Below are 17,854 nucleotides of genomic sequence, written 5' to 3' on the forward strand. Positions count from 1 at the left end.
CACTAAGATTTTAGGTGTTTTTTAGGTTGTTTAAAATAAATACAATTATAATGGTTGCATATGAAGAAGTTTATTGTTGCTAAGCCATAGGTCATGATTTTCAGACCGCGCTTTGAATCGAAACTTCGATTAACAAAATAGCAACAACCCTTCGCTCGCTGGACGTATCTATAACTAAAAGTTGCACGCTCGCCGTTACGAATGATGAACAAACGGATTAAGTATTCTCCCCTATTCATCCATCGCTATTTCAAACTCGGCTAGCCAGACAACGAAGAGGTGACTGATAAAAGCATCACCCAATAATAAAACATTGATGAGCAGGAAGTATCGATCAGTGGCAACGTCCAATAGAAACAGGATAACAAACATAACGTATAAACATTGTTGAAAAGGAAAACAAGGCAATGAAACGCGATAACTTTGGAATTTGTCTTACTAAGACTATGCTGTTCAAACACTTACAATCGACTTTTACTCACGTAAGAGCCTATGAGAAAGATGGCACCTCCCCACTCGATCTCAAGGTATTGTTAGCATTCCCGCAAATGTCAGGGAGAGATTTATTACAAACAATGCAAGGTTCAAGACAATTGGTATGGCGCGCCGATCACCATTGTCCTAGCTTTAAATAAGCCACTTCATTTTGTAAAAACACTTCTATACTGAACTTAAAGAGCACGCTTATGCGTGCTTTTTAAGTTTCATTTATCTTTGATATTCACGTCACTCAATCTTATTTACACTTGATTAACGAGTTATGAAAATTTCTATTCATATGAGACAATCTATTCAAGACAAATGACTATCGCCCTGTTAACATTAGAGTTAATACTCTAATTGGTATTTAATGCAGATGACCAAACCAAAATTCCGATACCTTGCGATCGCCAGTATGCTTCTCGGCACTATGGCTTCGCCAGGCTATGCAGCTCCGCTCACTTTTTCTGAAGCGTGGCAAATATTGCAAGAAAACAACAACTCTCTTGCGGCTCAACAAGCCAACGTTGAACGTTATCAACACCTTCAGAACTCAACAAGTAGCCTCAATCTTCCTTCTATTACCTTAGGGGCTAACTACACGCACCTTGATAGTGATGTGACGATTAATGGTGAACAGTTTTCAGATAGCTTGAGTGGAGTAAACCCTGCTATATCCGCGATTTTGCGCCCTCTAGTTGGTGGCGTTACCTCAACGATTACCGAACAAGACATCTTTAGCTCTTCCATTCGTGCTGTGTGGCCTATCTTCACTGGTGGTCGAATAACCGCTGCGCAAAATGCCGCTGAAGGTAAAAGCGAAGAAGCGCAAAGCCAACTGTTGATGGAGAAACAAGCTCGCTACGAAGACTTAAGTAAGTATTACTTCTCGGTGATCTTAGCGGAAGACGTGGTGAGAACGCGTCAAGCCGTTGAAGCAGGCTTAACTCAGCATCGTGATTTCGCCATCAAGCTTGAACAGCAAGGACAAATCGCCCGAGTAGAACGCCTACAAGCCGATGCTTCTTTAGATAAAGCGATTGTAGAGCGCACGAAAGCTCAGAACGATCTTAAAATTGCGCAATTGGCGTTGACCCAAATCCTTGGTCAAAATGAAAGTGTAGAACCCTCTGAACAACTGTTTATCAATAAGAACCTGCCTCATATGGACGTGTTCATTGACCAGACACTCATGACCTACCCCGGCCTTAAGATTCTTGATGCAAAAGAGAAACAAGCAAGCAGCTTAATTAAAGCCGAGAAAGGTAAATACTACCCAGAGGTTTACCTTTATGGTGATTACAGCCTGTATGAAGATGACTCTCTAGCCAGTGAAATGAAACCCGATTGGTTGGTTGGCATTGGTGTGAATGTGCCACTGCTTGATACCTCTGGCCGTTCCGACAAAGTCGCTGCGGCTCACAGTGCCGTATCACAGGTTCAATTCCTTAAGTCACAAGCTAAGCAAGACTTAACCGTATTGGTACAAAAGACTTACCTTGAAGCAAACCAAGCCATTGAAGAGGTTCAAGGCCTAAACTCGAGCTTGTCTTTAGCTCAGGAAAACCTATTACTTCGTAAAAAAGCCTTCACACAAGGGTTATCTAACTCATTAGAAGTGGTTGATGCCGAGCTTTATCTTGCAAGCATTAAAACCCAGCAATCTGCTGCTCGCTTCAAATACCTAATCTCTCTCAACAAGCTGTTAGCGCTAACCAGCGAAATGAATGCTTACTCCAGTTACTTAACCTCCTCTGTTCCGTCTGATTTCGACTCAAAAACAGACACCGTTAGCCAGTCAAAAGGATAATTCATGAAACCTATTAAGCCCCTTCTTCTATCTTTAGTTGGTATCGGCGTTATTGGCTGGGTCGGATACAGTTTCTATCAAGCTTATCAACCTCAGCCGGTTAAGCTTCAAGGTCAAATCGATGTGCAGCAATACAGCATCTCATCGAAAGTACCTGGCAGAATTGATGAAATATTCGTGCGCAAAGGCGATTCGGTTGAAAAAGGCGAATTGATCTTCTCTCTACTAAGCCCTGAGATTGATGCGAAGCTAGAGCAAGCAAAAGCTGGTCAGAAAGCCGCTGGTGCATTAGCACAAGAAGCAGAGAATGGCGCGCGTACTCAACAGATCCAAGCGGCTAAAGACCAATGGTTGAAAGCCAAAGCAGCTGCCGATCTGATGGACAAAACCTACCAACGTGTAAACAACCTTTACAACGATGGTGTGGTTGCCGAGCAGAAGCGTGATGAAGCCAAAACACAGTGGCAAGCGGCGAAGTACACCGAAAGCGCTGCATTCCAAATGTATCAATTAGCGCAAGAAGGTGCGCGTGACGAAACCAAAGTGGCCGCCGCTCAAAAAGCGTTAATGGCAGCGGGTGCGGTAGCGGAAGTTGAAGCTTACGCAAAAGACACACAGATCCACAGCTGGTTTAATGGCGAAGTCTCTCAGGTTCTATTGAGCAGTGGAGAACTTGCACCACAAGGCTTCCCTGTTGTGACTGTTATCGACACCAAGGATGCTTGGGCTGTGCTCAATGTTCGTGAAGACATGCTTAAGCATTTCGAGAAAGGCAGCCAGTTTGAGGCGTACCTACCGGCTCTGGATAAATCATTAACTTTCCAAGTAACTCACATCGCCGTAATGGGTGATTTCGCAACTTGGCGCTCAACAGACGCAGCACAAGGCTTCGATTTACGTACTTTTGAAGTAGAAGCACACCCTGTCGATACGAGCGAAACACTGCGTATGGGCATGAGCCTAGTGGTTGAGCTTTAGGTGACTTATGTCTGCTAACTCTCAATATACTGGATCGCAATCTAGAGGCTCGCAATCAACTGAGCATCATAGAGCGAAGAATACCTTGCTTCGGCAGTGGGCGATTGTCCGCAAAGACAAATGGTTGTTGTCTTGCCTAACTTGGATTCCTTTGCTGCTTGCTGCCAGTATCTGGCTGATTTTTTCACAAGGGATCGCTCGTGACTTACCGGTCGCAGTTGTCGACCTTGAGCACAGTCAAATCTCGCAACAGTTCACACGCTTTGTTGATGCGTCACCAACGCTGCAAGTCACTCAGAAATACAGCTCTGCGAGTGATGCGGCGAAAGCGATGATCGAACGTGATATCTATGGTTATGTTGTGATACCAAGGCACTTCGACCGAGACCTTCTGCTCGGCTTGAATCCGCAAGTGTCTGTATTCTATAACAGCCAATTTATCTTAATCGGTAAGCTGGTGAACTCTGCCTTGCTGCAGGCTCAAGGGACTTTTAACGCGCAACTTGAAGTCGTGAAACAGCTGTCACACGGTGATACCACGGTGCAATCCGCATTAGGCCAAGCAGTAACGGTACAAAGCCAGATCACGCCGCTGTTTAACAAGAACAGCAGTTATGCTCAGTTCTTGGTGTCTGCAGTTATTCCTGCACTGTGGCAGATCATGGTTGTGGTGGGCACGATATTGGTTTTGACGGCGAACGTTAGAGCTCGTGGGCTTCACGCTTGGTTATCCAACGCCCCTATGAAGTCACTCGCATCAACATTAACGCCCTACCTTGTCTTGTTTTTGATGTTTGGTATCGCGTTTAGTTTTTGGTTCTATGTGCTCTTAGACTGGCCATTTAACGGCAGCTTTGTGGCATTGACTATTGCCCAACTGCTAACCGTGATCAGTTGTATCATTATGGGTTGTTTGTTTTTCTTCTTAACACTTGATCCAGCAAGGGCGATGAGTTTCGCTGGCGCATTTACGGCACCAAGCTTTGCGTTCATGGGTATTACCTTTCCAGTAACAGACATGAACACAGCTGCTCAAATTTGGAGAAGCTTATTGCCCGTGAGTCATTACATCGAAGTACAAACGGCGCAGTCTAGTTATGGTGTGAGCGCAACACAGTCTTTGATCAGCCTCTCTTCTATGTTGTGGTACGCAGTTCCTGCTTTCGTGGTAATGTTGCTAATTAAGAAACACTTGGCGCAATCAACTCTAACTGCACAAGCAGATCCATCTACAAAAGCAGCTATATCTGCAAAAACAACGCCGTCAACACAGCCAGAAGCATCAGCACAACAAGGAGTAAAACGATGAGCTTTACTCAACTGCTCAAGCAAGAACTCTTAGCGGTATTGCGCAACCCTGTCGTGCTTCTTACGGTATTTGGTGGTGTGGTCTTCTATTCCTTCTTGTATCCATTGCCTTACGCGAACCAAGTTCCTCAACAACTGAAAGCTTCGGTTGTGAACTTGGATAAGAGTCAAAGCAGCTATCAATTAGAGCGTATGGTGGATGCCACCTCTCAGATCGAATTGGTCCGTCGAGACTCCACCATCGCCGATGCGAAACAAGCCGTGCTTAACCAAGAGATTGGCGGATTCCTTGTCATTCCAGAAGATTTCTATAAAGACTTGTTGCTCGGTAAGAGCCCGACACTTTCTTACGCTGGTGATGCTTCTTACTTTTTGGTCTACGGAACCATTGTTGAAGGGCTTGCCAAGGCCGGTGGTACGTTAGCTGCGCAAGTTAAGGTCAGCCATTTGTTAGTCGAAGGTGTGCCTTTAGAATCGGCAGCCAAAGGCTACAGTGCATTCAGCTTGAACCTGAAACCAACGTTTAATAGTCGCATGGGATACATCGATTACGTAGTTCCAGCCGTCTTTGTGTTGATCCTGCAACAAACCTTAGCCATGGCTTCAGGTTTAGTTGGTGCAACCCAAAATGCTCAATCGACATTTGGCTACTGGAGTAAGACCTCTCCAGCGAAATTGATGCTTGCCCGCTGTTGTACCTTAGTCGGCATTTATTACCTGTTGTCGATGTACTATTTCGGCGCTAGCTTTTCGATGTATGGGATAAACCAGCTCGCCTCAACAACACAGATCTTAACCTTACTTCTGCCCTTCTTACTGGCCAGTTGTTTGATCGGGATTTTTATTGGTGAGTTAGTGCCACGAAGAGAGCTAGTCACGGTTGTAGTGTTAATCAGTTCAATGCCACTGATCTTCTCTTCAGGTTTTATCTGGCCAGTTGAAATGATGCCCGAATGGTTAGTTCTATTATCACAGCTGTTCCCAAGCACACCGGCTATCCAAGGCTTCTTAGCACTTAATCAGATGGGTGCATCTTGGCAAGAAGTGGCATCTCAATGGACATTACTCTGGGGACAAGTTTTGTTGTGGGGTTCGTTATTGGCACTTAAGCTCTACCACAAATCCAGCAAAAGCACGGTTGGCAATAGCAATAGTGATCGAGCCGTTTAGTTTTATGTGCTATCGGAAAGTAGTCATGCTTTCCGCTCATCAAAAAAGCTCTTATAAAGGGCTTTTTTAATATCCTAAGATCCGAATACACTTTCAGCCTTAGAATGTTTATACACCTCGAAAACATATCGAATACTCGAAATCCCCTACGCGCCCTCTATGTCCCTCCAGCCCATCACTCTGAATTCTCCTTCACCCGACTCTATAGCAGCTACTGCATATGCTTTTCTCAGCATAAAAAGCATCGACTTATTCCCAAATGATGACAAAACCCGAACAACTGTAAATTTATTGTAAAAATTTCTTTGTTGGCATTATTTTTATGTATAGGATTATCAGTAGGACTTGGTAGCCCGAATGCCATAGTCTTATTGGTGCACATACCAAAAGGATATCCATACAAAGCAAGATCAGTACTTATATTTATTTCGTTTTTCGACCTAGCTACAGCCGTTTATGTTGCCGTCGAATGAAGTAGATAAACCACTGAGATATACAAATCAAATAGAAAACAAACACAACAGCAACAAACATAATTTATTAAAAAGACAGGGAAAACCATGAAAAACATACGTGAATTATTTTTTGGGTTTATATTATTGTTTAGTTCCAGTGCATTTGCAGAAGAAGGATCATTTAACCAAGCTATCAGCAACTTAAGTCAAAGTGTTGATGGTTTTTTCAACGAATACACAGGTTGGTTCGTTGGGCTGATATTTAAAAGTGTACCGATTGGTGAAGCTAACTTCCCAGTGATTGTTGGCTGGCTGTTGCTCGCTGCGATCATCTTCACTGTTTATTTTGGCTTTGTTCAATTTAAACGTGTCGGCATGGCGATAGACATTATCAAAGGTAAGTATACCGATCCTAACTCTAAAGAGGACGGCGAGGTTTCTCACTTTCAAGCGTTAACAACGGCGCTTTCTGGTACTGTCGGGCTTGGTAACATTGCCGGTGTAGGTGCTGCACTTGCGATTGGTGGCCCTGGCGCGACATTCTGGATGATCTTGTGTGGCCTTCTGGGTATGGCTTCTAAGTTCTGTGAGTGTACCTTAGGTGTGAAATACCGAACTATCCTACCTTCAGGTGTTGTTTCGGGTGGTCCAATGTACTACCTAAGCCAAGGTCTGGGTGAAAGAGGTTTAGGCGGACTAGGTAAAGTGCTCGCTATTGGTTTCGCATTAATGTGTATTTTAGGCGCATTAGGCGGCGGTAACATGTTCCAAGCTAACCAAGCACACGCCATGTTAACTTACGCATTTGATGTACCAAGTGAATACGGTGTGATCACTGGCCTTGTACTTGCCTCTTTAGTTTTCTCTGTGATTGTTGGTGGTATGCCTTCTATCGCATCGGTAACAGAAAAAGTTGTTCCTTGGATGGCTGCTCTGTATATCGGTATGGCTCTGATTGTTATCGGTTCTAACCTTGATCAAGTTGGCCCTGCGTTCAGCGCAATCTTTACAGGTGCATTTACTGGTGAAGGTGTTGTTGGTGGATTTATTGGTGCGCTAATTCAAGGCTTGAAACGTGCAACATTCTCGAACGAAGCAGGTGTAGGTTCAGCAGCTATCGCTCACTCAGCGGTTAAAACAAAAGAACCAATCACCGAAGGTCTAGTATCACTATTAGAACCGTTCGTTGATACGGTAATCATTTGTACAATGACCGCATTGGTTATCACTATCGCTGGTTTAAACGTAGGTCCATTCGATGGCTCTGGTTTAACGGGTGTAACGCTGACTGCTGCATCGTTTACTGAAACGGCAGAAGTATTCAAATACACACTCGCTCTCGCAGTAATCATGTTTGCGTTTTCTACCATGATCTCTTGGTCGTACTACGGTCTTAAAGCTTGGACTTACCTATTTGGTGAAGGCAAAACAACGGAGCTGATTTTCAAAGTGATGTTCTGTGTGTTTGTTGTTATTGGTGCCACGATTCAATTTGGTGCGGTAATCGACTTCTCTGATGCGGCTATCTTTGCGATGTCTATCTTCAACATTCTTGGTCTGTACTTCTTGATGCCAGTTGTGAAGAAAGAACTGCAATCGTTTGTTGCTCGTGTGAAATCAGGCGAAATCAAAACGTATGAGAAATAACGTTTAGTGGAATGAGGTTTTGCTCTAGTAGCTAACTGCATTCTAAGAAACGACACAGCTCTAAAAACGAAACTGTTCTAAAAATTTTTGTAAGACCCTTTGCTTGAGAAAGCGAGAACAGGACTGCAACTTATCCAAAATCCCTACCAGCTTGGCTTGTGGGGATTTTTTATGTCTGAACGATTAGGCGAATAACTACCTTCAATGCCCTGCTCACTCTTTTCACCCTTTTCACTCTGTTCATCATCGTGTTCAACATCGACACGACGAACCAACTCTTCTACTTTGATCATCTCTTTTTGCGCTAATGGCGAGCGACAATCATCGAAACAATAAGCTATGGTGCAGTTCTCACAAAGATACTCTGGCATCACTCCATCCCTTATCGTCAAAGCAGCCAAATGCGAGCTAGCAATCGACTGCGTGTTCATCCTGAACAACACTATTATGCAGCGACTCTGAGCTGAAAATATGTATGCAAAGTCATTTAATAGACAACAAGTAACATATCATTGTGGATATACGTAACTATTCACAAATATCTAAGCAAACAATGAAAACACTTAAATAATCAATAATGAGAACGCACCGGATCTATGCTCTCGACAAACGCAAAAAGCCCACATCACGTGTGTGATGTGGGCGTTTCAATATTTAGTGCAAAACTAACGTTAGGTTGGTAAAGCCTTCGGCTTATAGACCCATCTCTTCAGTGAGAGTTTTGATCTGTTTGAGGTCCATGGTGTGGACTTCAATCATTTGTCTTATATCACTCAGTCGAGAGTTAGCGTTATCTTGCTTCTCACACGCGTCAGATTTCGCATCCCATGATGTGCCATCTAAGTAAACATCACACGCTTTCTTAAGAGAACCAAGATTCTGCTCGAGTTGATCTCTTTCTTTCTCAAGTTTTTCAAGTTCTTGAGAAATCTGTAATTCTTTTCGGAAAACTTCACGCGCACGCTCAAACAAAGTCGATTGCATGTCAGCCTGACGATTAAGTTTCTGGTTGTCTTGCTGAGTTTGCTCTAACGTTTGCTTCTGTTCATTTAGCTGTTGCTCTAACGAGTAGTTCGCCTTCTCTAAAACCGAAGACTGCTTCGCTAATTCCTGGAGCTCTTTTTGATGCTCTTCCGTTTGTTTCACTAGAGCGGCTTCTACTTTCGCATCGATTTCGGTATCAACTTTTGCCACTTTAGTTTCAACGGATGTCATCAACTGTGCTCTGCTGTCATGCAGTTCTTGATAACGAGTTTCGAGTACCTGGTAAGTGGACTCCCACTTAGAAGCCGTAACTGTAGAACCAATTAAGCCACCCAGTGCTAAACCTATAACCGCAGCAATGCCGATATAGAGCTGACTGCGCTTATCGCGTTCTTCTATAACAACCACTTCATCTTGTTCGCTTTGTCCAGATTGCTGGTTCACTAGCGGGTACTCCCAAAAATTTATTTAACGTTACGCGGTCACTGACACGAATGCCAATACTGATTGTGAAGGCTCAGTTAAACCTACCGCTCAAGCCAGAAGCACTTAAGCTTTACTAACACATTCATCCCACCTGTTTACAGGCAGGCTTAACGAGTTAACTCCGAAATCATCAAGCTGGCAGTATACAAAAGGAAACTGCTAACGATAACTATCACTACCCATTTTTGCAGTTTTTCGTTTGTCCGGTAACGAAATAGTACAAATGCCAAAGCCAATAAAAAAACAATCGCTATTAGTCGAGTCATAACTCCTCCTTGTTTCTTTATTTTATATCATTTAAATAAGCAAGTTACGTCAGAGACTCGTTGTTTGATCATTTAGTTGAACAACATTTGTGCAAACAGATATTTTGTAGCTGACATCACATTTTATATGATCTAGGATACGCCTACAGATTACCTAATTATTTAGGTAATTGTTCCGATGAAGACTGCAGGAGAGTGGTTTTTAACTAAACATTAACATTTAGTTAGATTGACCCGCCGAAGAAGTAAATCTTTCAGGTGCTTTATGCTGGAGAAATCCAGAAAAGTGAGGACTGTCGTTGGAGGAACCTCTGGAGAGAACCGTTAGATCGGTCGCCGAAGGAGCAAGCTTAGTGCCCGTTACTTATCTATAAGTGATTCGCTAAGTGAAACTCTCAGGCAAAAGGACAGAGGAGTGGAAAGCAACAGCCTTAATTAACACAAGAATTCTATCTAGAAATCCGTATGTATTAAGTAGTGCCCCCGATCCCTGAGATCTGTACTGCCTTCCCTCTTCTCCTTAAATTTTTAATTTATTAAGGGGAATCTATGAACCACCTACAAGCTACACTACAAACCATCAACCAATTCGTTTGGGGACCACCACTGCTTATTCTGCTAGTGGGTACAGGTATCTACTTTACTTTTCGCTTAGGCTTACTCCAGTTTAGACACCTCCCAACTGCACTGAAAATGGTGTTCAGCAAAGACAAATCTGGTACGGGTGACGTATCGAGTTTCGCGGCTTTGTGTACTGCACTTTCAGCAACCATTGGTACAGGTAACATCGTTGGTGTAGCGACCGCAATCAAGATTGGTGGCCCTGGTGCCCTATTCTGGATGTGGCTTGCCGCTGTATTTGGTATGGCGACCAAGTACGCAGAATGTCTACTCGCCGTTAAATACCGCAGAACCGATAGCAATGGCGAAATGGTTGGCGGCCCAATGTACTACCTGCAATACGGTGTCGGCTCACGAATCTTAGCGGTAATGTTCGCTGTCTTCGCGCTCGGCGTTGCTTGCTTCGGTATCGGTACCTTCCCACAAGTCAACGCTATCTTGGACGCAACTCAAATCTCATTTGGCGCTTCGCGTGAGATGTCTGCTGTCGTTCTTACGATATTAGTGGCAGTGGTTACCCTTGGTGGTATCCAATCTATCGCTAAAGTGGCAGGGAAAGTTGTTCCTACTATGGCGGTTATGTACGTCGTCGCGTGTTTAAGCGTTCTGATTTCAAATGCCGACCAACTACTGAATGCCATTACCCTTGTTGTGACTTCTGCGTTTACCAACACAGCAGCAACCGGTGGTTTCTTTGGCGCGAGCATCATGCTTGCTATCCAATCAGGTATCGCTCGTGGTGTGTTCTCGAACGAATCTGGCCTAGGTAGCGCACCAATGGCTGCAGCAGCGGCTAAAACAGACTCATGTGTGAAACAAGGACTTGTCTCTATGACAGGTACCTTCTTCGACACCATCATCATCTGTACGATGACAGGTTTGGCGCTTATCTTAACGGGTGCTTGGCAGACTGATCTTTCAGGCGCTGCGATGACCACTCACGCATTCGCTGTTGGTCTGAATGCAGATACCCTTGGCCCTATGTTGGTTTCTGTTGGCTTAATCTTCTTTGCGTTTACAACAATTTTAGGTTGGAACTACTACGGTGAGCGCTGTGTTGTGTTCTTGCTAGGTACCAAAGCTGTATTGCCTTACAAGATCATCTTCATTGCGTTGGTGGCTTCTGGTGCATTCTTAAAGCTCGACATGATCTGGATAATGGCTGATATCGTGAACGGCCTAATGGCAATTCCGAACCTAATCGGGCTTATCTTGCTGCGCCACGTTGTTATCGAAGAAACCAAGCTATTCTTCAAACCGTTGACGTCTTCAAATGATTGTGAAGCAGTTAAAGCGTAAACTGAAGTGATTGAATACCAAGCCCGCATTCAACTGCGGGCTTTTTTATTTTCATCACATAGCGAAACGTCTTAAATTATTATGCAGCACATATGCCCTTATAAATAACAAGAATATTAAATCGACCACTATGCGATTTAATAAAGAAGATAGAAGACTACTAAAAAGAACACTAATAAAACCAACACTTAATTAGATATTACTTATATTTAACAGATTGTGCGTAGGTGTCAGGCATTTTGTAACAAACATATTAAATTTCTTTTCGTTTCAACGACACAAAAAACCAGAAGAATAAAACATGTGACTTTAATTCATATATTAGTCAGTTTATAGTCATCTACATTGTAGAGAGAATTATAATAAAAATAAAACGTTGGCTATATGATCAGATTCGACCCGATTAAAAACCGTATTTATAACGATGAACGTTCTATTAAAGTAGGATACCGTGAAACTCGGGTCCTGGAGTTATTACATAAAAACTCACCCGATATTGTTAACAAACAAGATATTATTAGCTTCGCTTGGGGAAACGAGTTCATAGGGGATACGTCACTAGCGAAAAGTATAAGTTTACTGCGCCAAGGGTTCGTTAGATTAGGCATCAAAGAAACCCCAATCGTCACCGTTCCTAAGGTGGGCTATCGCCTTATCGATGAGTGCGTGGTAATCGACTCCCCCATCAATAATGCAGCCACAACTCCCCTTGCTGATGCGAGCAACCTGATACCCGTCGGCAATAACGGTATTGCTATCGGTGCAGCTGTTGCAGTCGAACCTAAGCCTAACCCTAAACAAAGTTCGTCGGCTTACTTTCCCACTGCTGAAAACCGAAACAAGTTGTGCTACTTCACCACTGGCTGCTTACTGTTGGCATCAGCGTTATTGGCTTTTGCTAAGGTTAATGAGAGAAACCTCAGCGATATCAACCCCGTTAACCGGCTCAGCGAGCAATGGATAGGTCAAATACAAGTTTTCCAAGCCCCTGAAATGGCGATGACGCCAGAGCTAGAAAGCATTCTCTATCAGTATCAATGTGATTGCGTGGCGTACATTAGCGAAGAAGCGGAATATTCTGAGCTCTCTATTCTGAACAAAGCCACACGCCAGTCCGTCAACATCTTTTACACGCCAACCCAACTAGATCAAGCCAGTACCGAACTGGCCCTATTCCTAGAAAGAGGTCAATTATGATGCCAATCGTTGCGCTCATTTCTGCATTCGTTTTATTGGTTGGCATATGGAGTATCCCTTCGCCCCAACCAAAAGAAGAGCATCGCTACCAACATAGCGTGGTGGACCTGATAGTGAATGACAATGTATTACGTACCGACGGATTAACGAAAATAAGTAACAACAAGGTGCTGCACCTGATGTCCGTTCAAGACGACAACATGCCCGACCCACTTGTTCTGCGATTCAGAGGAACAGCCCGTCCTTCTCAATCACTTTTCTTTTCTATTTCTGGCACCATTGACTTAGTCTCTGTGCAAAAAATAAATAAAACAATGAATGACAGCCGATTGGCGCCTTACCTGTTAATCAACAATGACCCATTAACGGTAAAGATTGATATCTTAAGTTCGAATGATTTATTTGCCATCATTAAAACGTGTAATACAGGCCGAACGCAACTTCTGGCCAAACGATAATTAGAGATAGTTTAACCACTAGCAAAAAGTGCCCTATTATCAAGTAGCAAGCTTTTCCGATATTACACATAAAAAACGGATGGTTATTTTCATTATTTTATCAGTAATACTATTATTACAGTCTTCCTTACTTTAAGTGCTTGCATTTTAAAACCGATAGCAAAGCAAAATATTCAAGTTAGATTTTTACTTTTTGTCACTCACTACCTGCCCACCTTAAAACTACGAGTATTGTGAATGGTTATACCTGTTCTTCTAATTAACCATTCATACAAACGCCAAAAATAACGTCAAATAATTTTGACGTCTAAGCCCGAATAATGGGCCTTCATTTTTCTAAAAACGGTTTGAGCCCCATCAAACAATTTACGTTCAGTTGCATACTCTTTCACCGTAAAAACACTAATGACAATACAAGCCATTGAATTAACCGGGTAATTTAATTCAACCCTTTTCAGTATCTATCTATTTATCAACATGAAAAAGTGAACTTGTCTTGTTAACTGCACGGCACACAAAACATTATCAAAATAGAAAAATTACAAATGAGGGAATTGTTAATGATCACAGTAAACAGAAGTCTCTTAGCAACCGCAGTGTTGTCTGTTCTATCAACCGGTGTAAATGCGAAGATTTACCCAGACCAAATAGTGTTTGACCAACTTGGTGAAGATGTCTGTCGCTCTGGTTATCGTCCTATAGACCGTTATGAAGCAGAAGAGCAGAAGAGTACTTTGGTCGCTCGCATGGGCACTTGGCAGATCACCGGGTTAAAAGGAAACTGGGTAATCATGGGGCCGGGTTATCATGGCGAAATTAAGCAATCAAGCAGTGGGTCAACATTCTGTTACCCAAACAACGACCAATCTGAAATCCCTAACTATTCCGCCAAATCGGTTCAGGAAGGCAGCGAAATCGATGTTCAGTATGAATTAGTGAACAACCGTAACGACTTTGTACGCCCATTAAGCTACTTAGCCCACAACCTAGGTTACGCTTGGGTTGGCGGTTATAACAGTCAGTACGTGGGCGAAGACATGACGATAAAGCGCTCTGGCAACAGTTGGGTAATACAAGGAAATAACAATGGCTCTTGTAGCGGCTATCGCTGTGATGAAAAAACCAAAATCACCGTCGACAATTTTGCCTACACCGTTAACGACGACAACTTTTGGCATGGTGATGTTGTCGAGTCGGATCGTGAACTAGTGAAAACGGTTTACGCGACGGCAAGAAACAACAGCAACATCGCGCAACAAGTGGTGGTAGACCTAAAAGTAGACGAATCAACAAACTGGTCGAAAACGAACAGCTACGGATTCTCACAGAGCGTTCAAACAGAGAACACCTTCAAGTGGCCTTTGGTTGGCGAAACTAAGCTCACCGTTAAGTTCGAGGCTAACCAAAGCTTCGCTGAAACAAATGGCAACTCCACTAGCGAACAAGTAACACTTCAAGCTCGTCCTATGGTTCCTGCGAATTCGGAGCTACCGATTCGAGTTGAGCTGTATCGTTCAAGCATCTCTTACCCGTACCGATTCAACGCCGATATTAGCTACGATGTTGAATTCAACGGCTTCCTTCGTTGGGGTGGCAACGCGTGGCACTCTCATCCAGATAACCGCCCGTACAAGGCTCATACCTTCACCATGGGCCGTGGCAGCAGTGAATCTGCCGACATTCGCTACCAATGGGATCACCGTTACATCCCAGGTGAAACTAAATGGTGGGATTGGGGCTGGGCGATTAAAGAAGCTGGCTTATCAAGCATGCAATACGCGACTGGCGGAAGCTTACGCCCCTTCCACTCTTACGTGTCTGGAGATTTCTACGCTGAATCTCAATTTGCAGGTACTATCGAAATTGGCCAAGCGACACCAATCACTAACAATCTACGCAGCAAAAGAAGCGTTGATTCGGCTAATGAAACCAGTGAACGCATTGGCGACATCGAAGTTACCACCAACTTCAATGCTGATGAGTTGAGTGACTTAGGTTTCGAAGGTGCAGAGATGAACATTAGCGTCGTTGAATAACTGCGCTGTTGAATAAGATCGGTACAAAGATCTACCAGTAATAAAGCACAAAGCCCACGTCGTGGGCTTTCATATATTCATGTTCAACTGGAAACGGTGAACTACACAGGCTCTTCCATCAGAAGCTTAACACCCAGCCCAACCAACACCATGCCCGTCACGCCTTCCATCCACTTCATAAAACTCGCGTTTTTGAGCAAGTTTTTAGCGGAATTAAGAGCGCCAGCCAAACCACATTGCCATACCATCGCAATCATAAAGTGTACCGAAGCCATCAACATAGATTGCAATAAAGGCGAACCTTCAGGGTTTACAAATTGAGGTAAAAAGGCCAGATAGAAAACTGCTGTTTTTGGGTTAAGAACGTTAGACAGAAAGCCTTCACGCAAAGAACGCTTTGCACTGTATGCCTGCTGAGCTTGTTCTCCGACCTTCAAACCGCCACCGTTTTTCATCAATGCTCGCAAACTGCTTAAGCCAAGCCAGATGAGGTAAACCGCACCTACCATCTTAACGGCTTGAAAGAGTTCAGCGGATTGGGCGAGGATTGCAGATATACCCACAGCAGAGAAAAACGCGTGTACATACAAGCCGCTACAAATACCAAAGCTCGTCATACAACCGTCAGCTAAGCCAGAGCGGCTAGTATTGCGAATCACCAAAGCCGTATCTAAGCCCGGCGTTAGCGTTAAAATAGTGATGGCAATTAGAAATGCCTCAAAGTTCAAAATATCCATATCATTGTCATTTTTGTTCAGCGATCTATCATCAATACCGTGTATCTGAACAATTCGCAAGCAACAATTGCCACCAGCTATACAACTCACTGATTTTGTGCACAATAGAACAGTTTGATTTGTTAAGAAATAGTAAATTCAAGGCATCGTACCGCCTCATGCTTTTCTCGCTATATCTTCGACTGCGAAGGTCGGCGTCATTAAAAAGCAAAGCCATAATCAAAGTACACGAGATGAACCTTAACGCTGACGCAGCCCTAAGGATCATTTAAAGAAACCAAATTAAGAGTAGTCAAATGAGCGCATTCAAAAAACTAGTCGAACACTCTCAAAAATGTTCACGCTTTCAACACCTAGCTTCTATTTGTGGTTGGGACCAAGCTTCAATGATGCCAGCAGGTGGTAACCAAGCTCGTAGTGAAGCGATGGCCGAGCTTTCTGTTCATATTCACGGCTTAATGACTCAACCACAGCTTGGCGATTGGATTGCAGACGCTGAAAATGAAGCGCTGAACACTGAGCAACAATCGTCACTTCGTGAAATAAAACGCCAGTGGCAACAAGCAAACCTACTTCCAGAAAAACTGGTTGAAGCGAAATCTCTATCGGGTTCAAAATGTGAACATGCGTGGCGTAGCCAACGCGGTAACAACGACTGGGTTGGATTCGAAAAGAACTGGCGTGAAGTGGTTGAGCTTTCTCGTGAAGAAGCGCAGATTCGCGCAGACGCAGCCAATCTAACGCCTTATGATGCGATGCTGGATATTTATGAACCGGGCACCAGCTCTACTTCACTTGATACCCTATTTGCAGACGTTAAAACTTGGCTTCCAGGTTTAATTGATGAAGTGATCGAAAAACAATCGAGCGAGCAATTTAATGCACCATCAGGTATCTATTCGACCGAGAAACAGAAAGCACTGGGTTTAGAAGTCATGAAGCTGCTTCAGTTCGATTTTGAACACGGCCGATTGGATGAAAGTGTTCACCCATTCTGTGGCGGCGTCCCTTCAGACGTGCGTATCACAACACGCTATGACGAAGCGGAATTCGTTCAAAGCTTAATGGGTATTGTGCATGAAACAGGCCACGCACGTTACGAACAAGGCTTACCAAAACACCTAGCAGGACAACCAGCGGGGGAAGCTCGTTCTATGGGCATTCATGAATCTCAATCTTTATTCTTCGAGATGCAAGTCGGCCGCAGCGACCCGTTCATTGGACACTTAGCGAACTTGGCTGGTCAGCAATTCTCAGGCTCAGAATTTGAGAAAGAAAACTTCCAGAAGATCTACACGCGCGTGAAGAAAGACTTCATCCGTGTCGATGCTGATGAACTCACCTACCCTGCACACGTTATCCTGCGTTACGAGATTGAGCGTGACTTGATCAACGGCAAGATCAAACACACTGACGTGCCAGAGTTATGGAATACCAAGATGCAGTCTTACCTTGGTTTAAGCACTCAAGGCAACTTCACTAACGGCTGTATGCAAGACATCCACTGGACAGACGGCGCATTTGGTTACTTCCCATCGTACACATTAGGTGCGATGTACGCGGCGCAGTTCATGGCTTCAATGAAGAAAACGGTAGATATAAACTCTGTGATTGAAAGCGGTGACCTATCCCCTATCTTCACTTGGTTAGAATCAAACATTTGGAGCAAAGGCAGCCTGCTGACCACTGATGACTTGGTGAAAGGTGCAACGGGCGAAACCTTGAATGCGCAATACTTCAAAGACCATTTGAGAAGTCGTTATCTGTAGATAAAACGCCCAACTACATTGAAGGTTTCTACTTGCAGAGCTTGCTGTGTAAGTAGAACCAAGCTGAAAAAAGCATAGTACAAGTATTGTAAGTCAAAAGTCACAATTATGGCTGAAGGGTAGCTTTGGTTCTAACTTGATGTATGGAATCCA

14 protein-coding genes and 1 riboswitch are annotated in these 17,854 nt (G+C 43.7%); of the genes, 11 read left to right on the top strand and 3 right to left on the bottom strand.

Going from position 1 to position 17,854, the window contains the following annotated elements; all coding sequences use genetic code 11:
* Nucleotides 1–407 precede the first annotated feature (407 nt).
* From AB4517_RS10530 to AB4517_RS10555, 6 genes are all read left to right on the top strand, one after another.
* On the top strand, nucleotides 408–635 hold the full coding sequence (locus AB4517_RS10530) for a hypothetical protein (protein ID WP_009846577.1): 228 nt from the start codon (nucleotides 408–410) through the stop codon (nucleotides 633–635).
* 215 nt (nucleotides 636–850) lie between these two features.
* Nucleotides 851–2,290, top strand: coding sequence for a TolC family protein (locus AB4517_RS10535; RefSeq protein ID WP_017063805.1), 1,440 nt, complete (start codon nucleotides 851–853; stop codon nucleotides 2,288–2,290).
* A gap of 3 nt (nucleotides 2,291–2,293) precedes the next feature.
* A complete protein-coding gene (locus AB4517_RS10540; RefSeq protein WP_017070946.1) occupies nucleotides 2,294–3,268 on the top strand; it encodes an HlyD family secretion protein in 975 nt (324 codons plus the stop codon).
* A gap of 7 nt (nucleotides 3,269–3,275) precedes the next feature.
* Nucleotides 3,276–4,577, top strand: coding sequence for an ABC transporter permease (locus AB4517_RS10545; protein ID WP_372148315.1), 1,302 nt, complete (start codon nucleotides 3,276–3,278; stop codon nucleotides 4,575–4,577).
* Complete coding sequence (locus AB4517_RS10550) at nucleotides 4,574–5,746, top strand: ABC transporter permease (protein ID WP_017059721.1); 1,173 nt, start codon at nucleotides 4,574–4,576, stop codon at nucleotides 5,744–5,746. The genes AB4517_RS10545 and AB4517_RS10550 overlap by 4 nt, the downstream gene beginning before the upstream one ends.
* A gap of 560 nt (nucleotides 5,747–6,306) precedes the next feature.
* Nucleotides 6,307–7,848, top strand: coding sequence for a sodium:alanine symporter family protein (locus AB4517_RS10555; RefSeq protein ID WP_017059723.1), 1,542 nt, complete (start codon nucleotides 6,307–6,309; stop codon nucleotides 7,846–7,848).
* 143 nt (nucleotides 7,849–7,991) lie between these two features.
* On the opposite strand, the gene AB4517_RS10560 is transcribed toward AB4517_RS10555, so the two are convergent.
* Entirely contained in the window at nucleotides 7,992–8,219 is a 228-nt protein-coding gene (locus tag AB4517_RS10560; protein ID WP_065584878.1) for a hypothetical protein, read from the bottom strand.
* 322 nt (nucleotides 8,220–8,541) lie between these two features.
* The gene (locus AB4517_RS10565; protein WP_017059725.1) at nucleotides 8,542–9,276 is read right to left on the bottom strand and encodes a chromosome segregation ATPase; all 735 of its coding nucleotides are present in this window, start codon (nucleotides 9,274–9,276) and stop codon (nucleotides 8,542–8,544) included.
* 609 nt (nucleotides 9,277–9,885) lie between these two features.
* Nucleotides 9,886–10,005, top strand: a riboswitch (glycine riboswitch).
* Between the two features lie 128 nt (nucleotides 10,006–10,133).
* Here AB4517_RS10565 and AB4517_RS10570 point away from each other — a divergent pair.
* The 4 genes from AB4517_RS10570 to AB4517_RS10585 all read left to right on the top strand — a co-directional run bounded on the left by AB4517_RS10570 (nucleotide 10,134) and on the right by AB4517_RS10585 (nucleotide 15,195).
* Nucleotides 10,134–11,504 (top strand): sodium:alanine symporter family protein, encoded by a 1,371-nt coding sequence (locus AB4517_RS10570; RefSeq protein WP_017059726.1) that lies wholly within the window; start codon nucleotides 10,134–10,136, stop codon nucleotides 11,502–11,504.
* Between the two features lie 384 nt (nucleotides 11,505–11,888).
* Nucleotides 11,889–12,701, top strand: a complete 813-nt coding sequence (locus AB4517_RS10575) for a winged helix-turn-helix domain-containing protein (protein ID WP_017066273.1) — start codon at nucleotides 11,889–11,891, stop codon at nucleotides 12,699–12,701.
* A complete protein-coding gene (locus AB4517_RS10580; RefSeq protein ID WP_017059728.1) occupies nucleotides 12,698–13,159 on the top strand; it encodes a hypothetical protein in 462 nt (153 codons plus the stop codon). Before AB4517_RS10575 ends, AB4517_RS10580 begins: the two co-directional genes overlap by 4 nt.
* Nucleotides 13,160–13,719: 560 nt before the next feature.
* The gene (locus tag AB4517_RS10585) at nucleotides 13,720–15,195 is read left to right on the top strand and encodes an aerolysin family beta-barrel pore-forming toxin (protein ID WP_372148316.1); all 1,476 of its coding nucleotides are present in this window, start codon (nucleotides 13,720–13,722) and stop codon (nucleotides 15,193–15,195) included.
* Between the two features lie 101 nt (nucleotides 15,196–15,296).
* Here the strand turns inward: AB4517_RS10585 and AB4517_RS10590 are convergent, their stop codons facing one another.
* Complete coding sequence (locus AB4517_RS10590; RefSeq protein WP_017058961.1) at nucleotides 15,297–15,932, bottom strand: LysE family translocator; 636 nt, start codon at nucleotides 15,930–15,932, stop codon at nucleotides 15,297–15,299.
* Nucleotides 15,933–16,228: 296 nt separating this feature from the next.
* Between AB4517_RS10590 and AB4517_RS10595 the strand changes: the two genes are divergently transcribed.
* Nucleotides 16,229–17,701, top strand: a complete 1,473-nt coding sequence (locus tag AB4517_RS10595; protein WP_017066275.1) for a carboxypeptidase M32 — start codon at nucleotides 16,229–16,231, stop codon at nucleotides 17,699–17,701.
* The last annotated feature ends 153 nt before the right edge of the window (nucleotides 17,702–17,854 follow it).

The sequence above is a fragment of the Vibrio sp. 10N.222.52.C3 genome, assembly GCF_041474195.1.
GTDB classification, from domain to species: Bacteria; Pseudomonadota; Gammaproteobacteria; order Enterobacterales; family Vibrionaceae; genus Vibrio; species Vibrio crassostreae_C.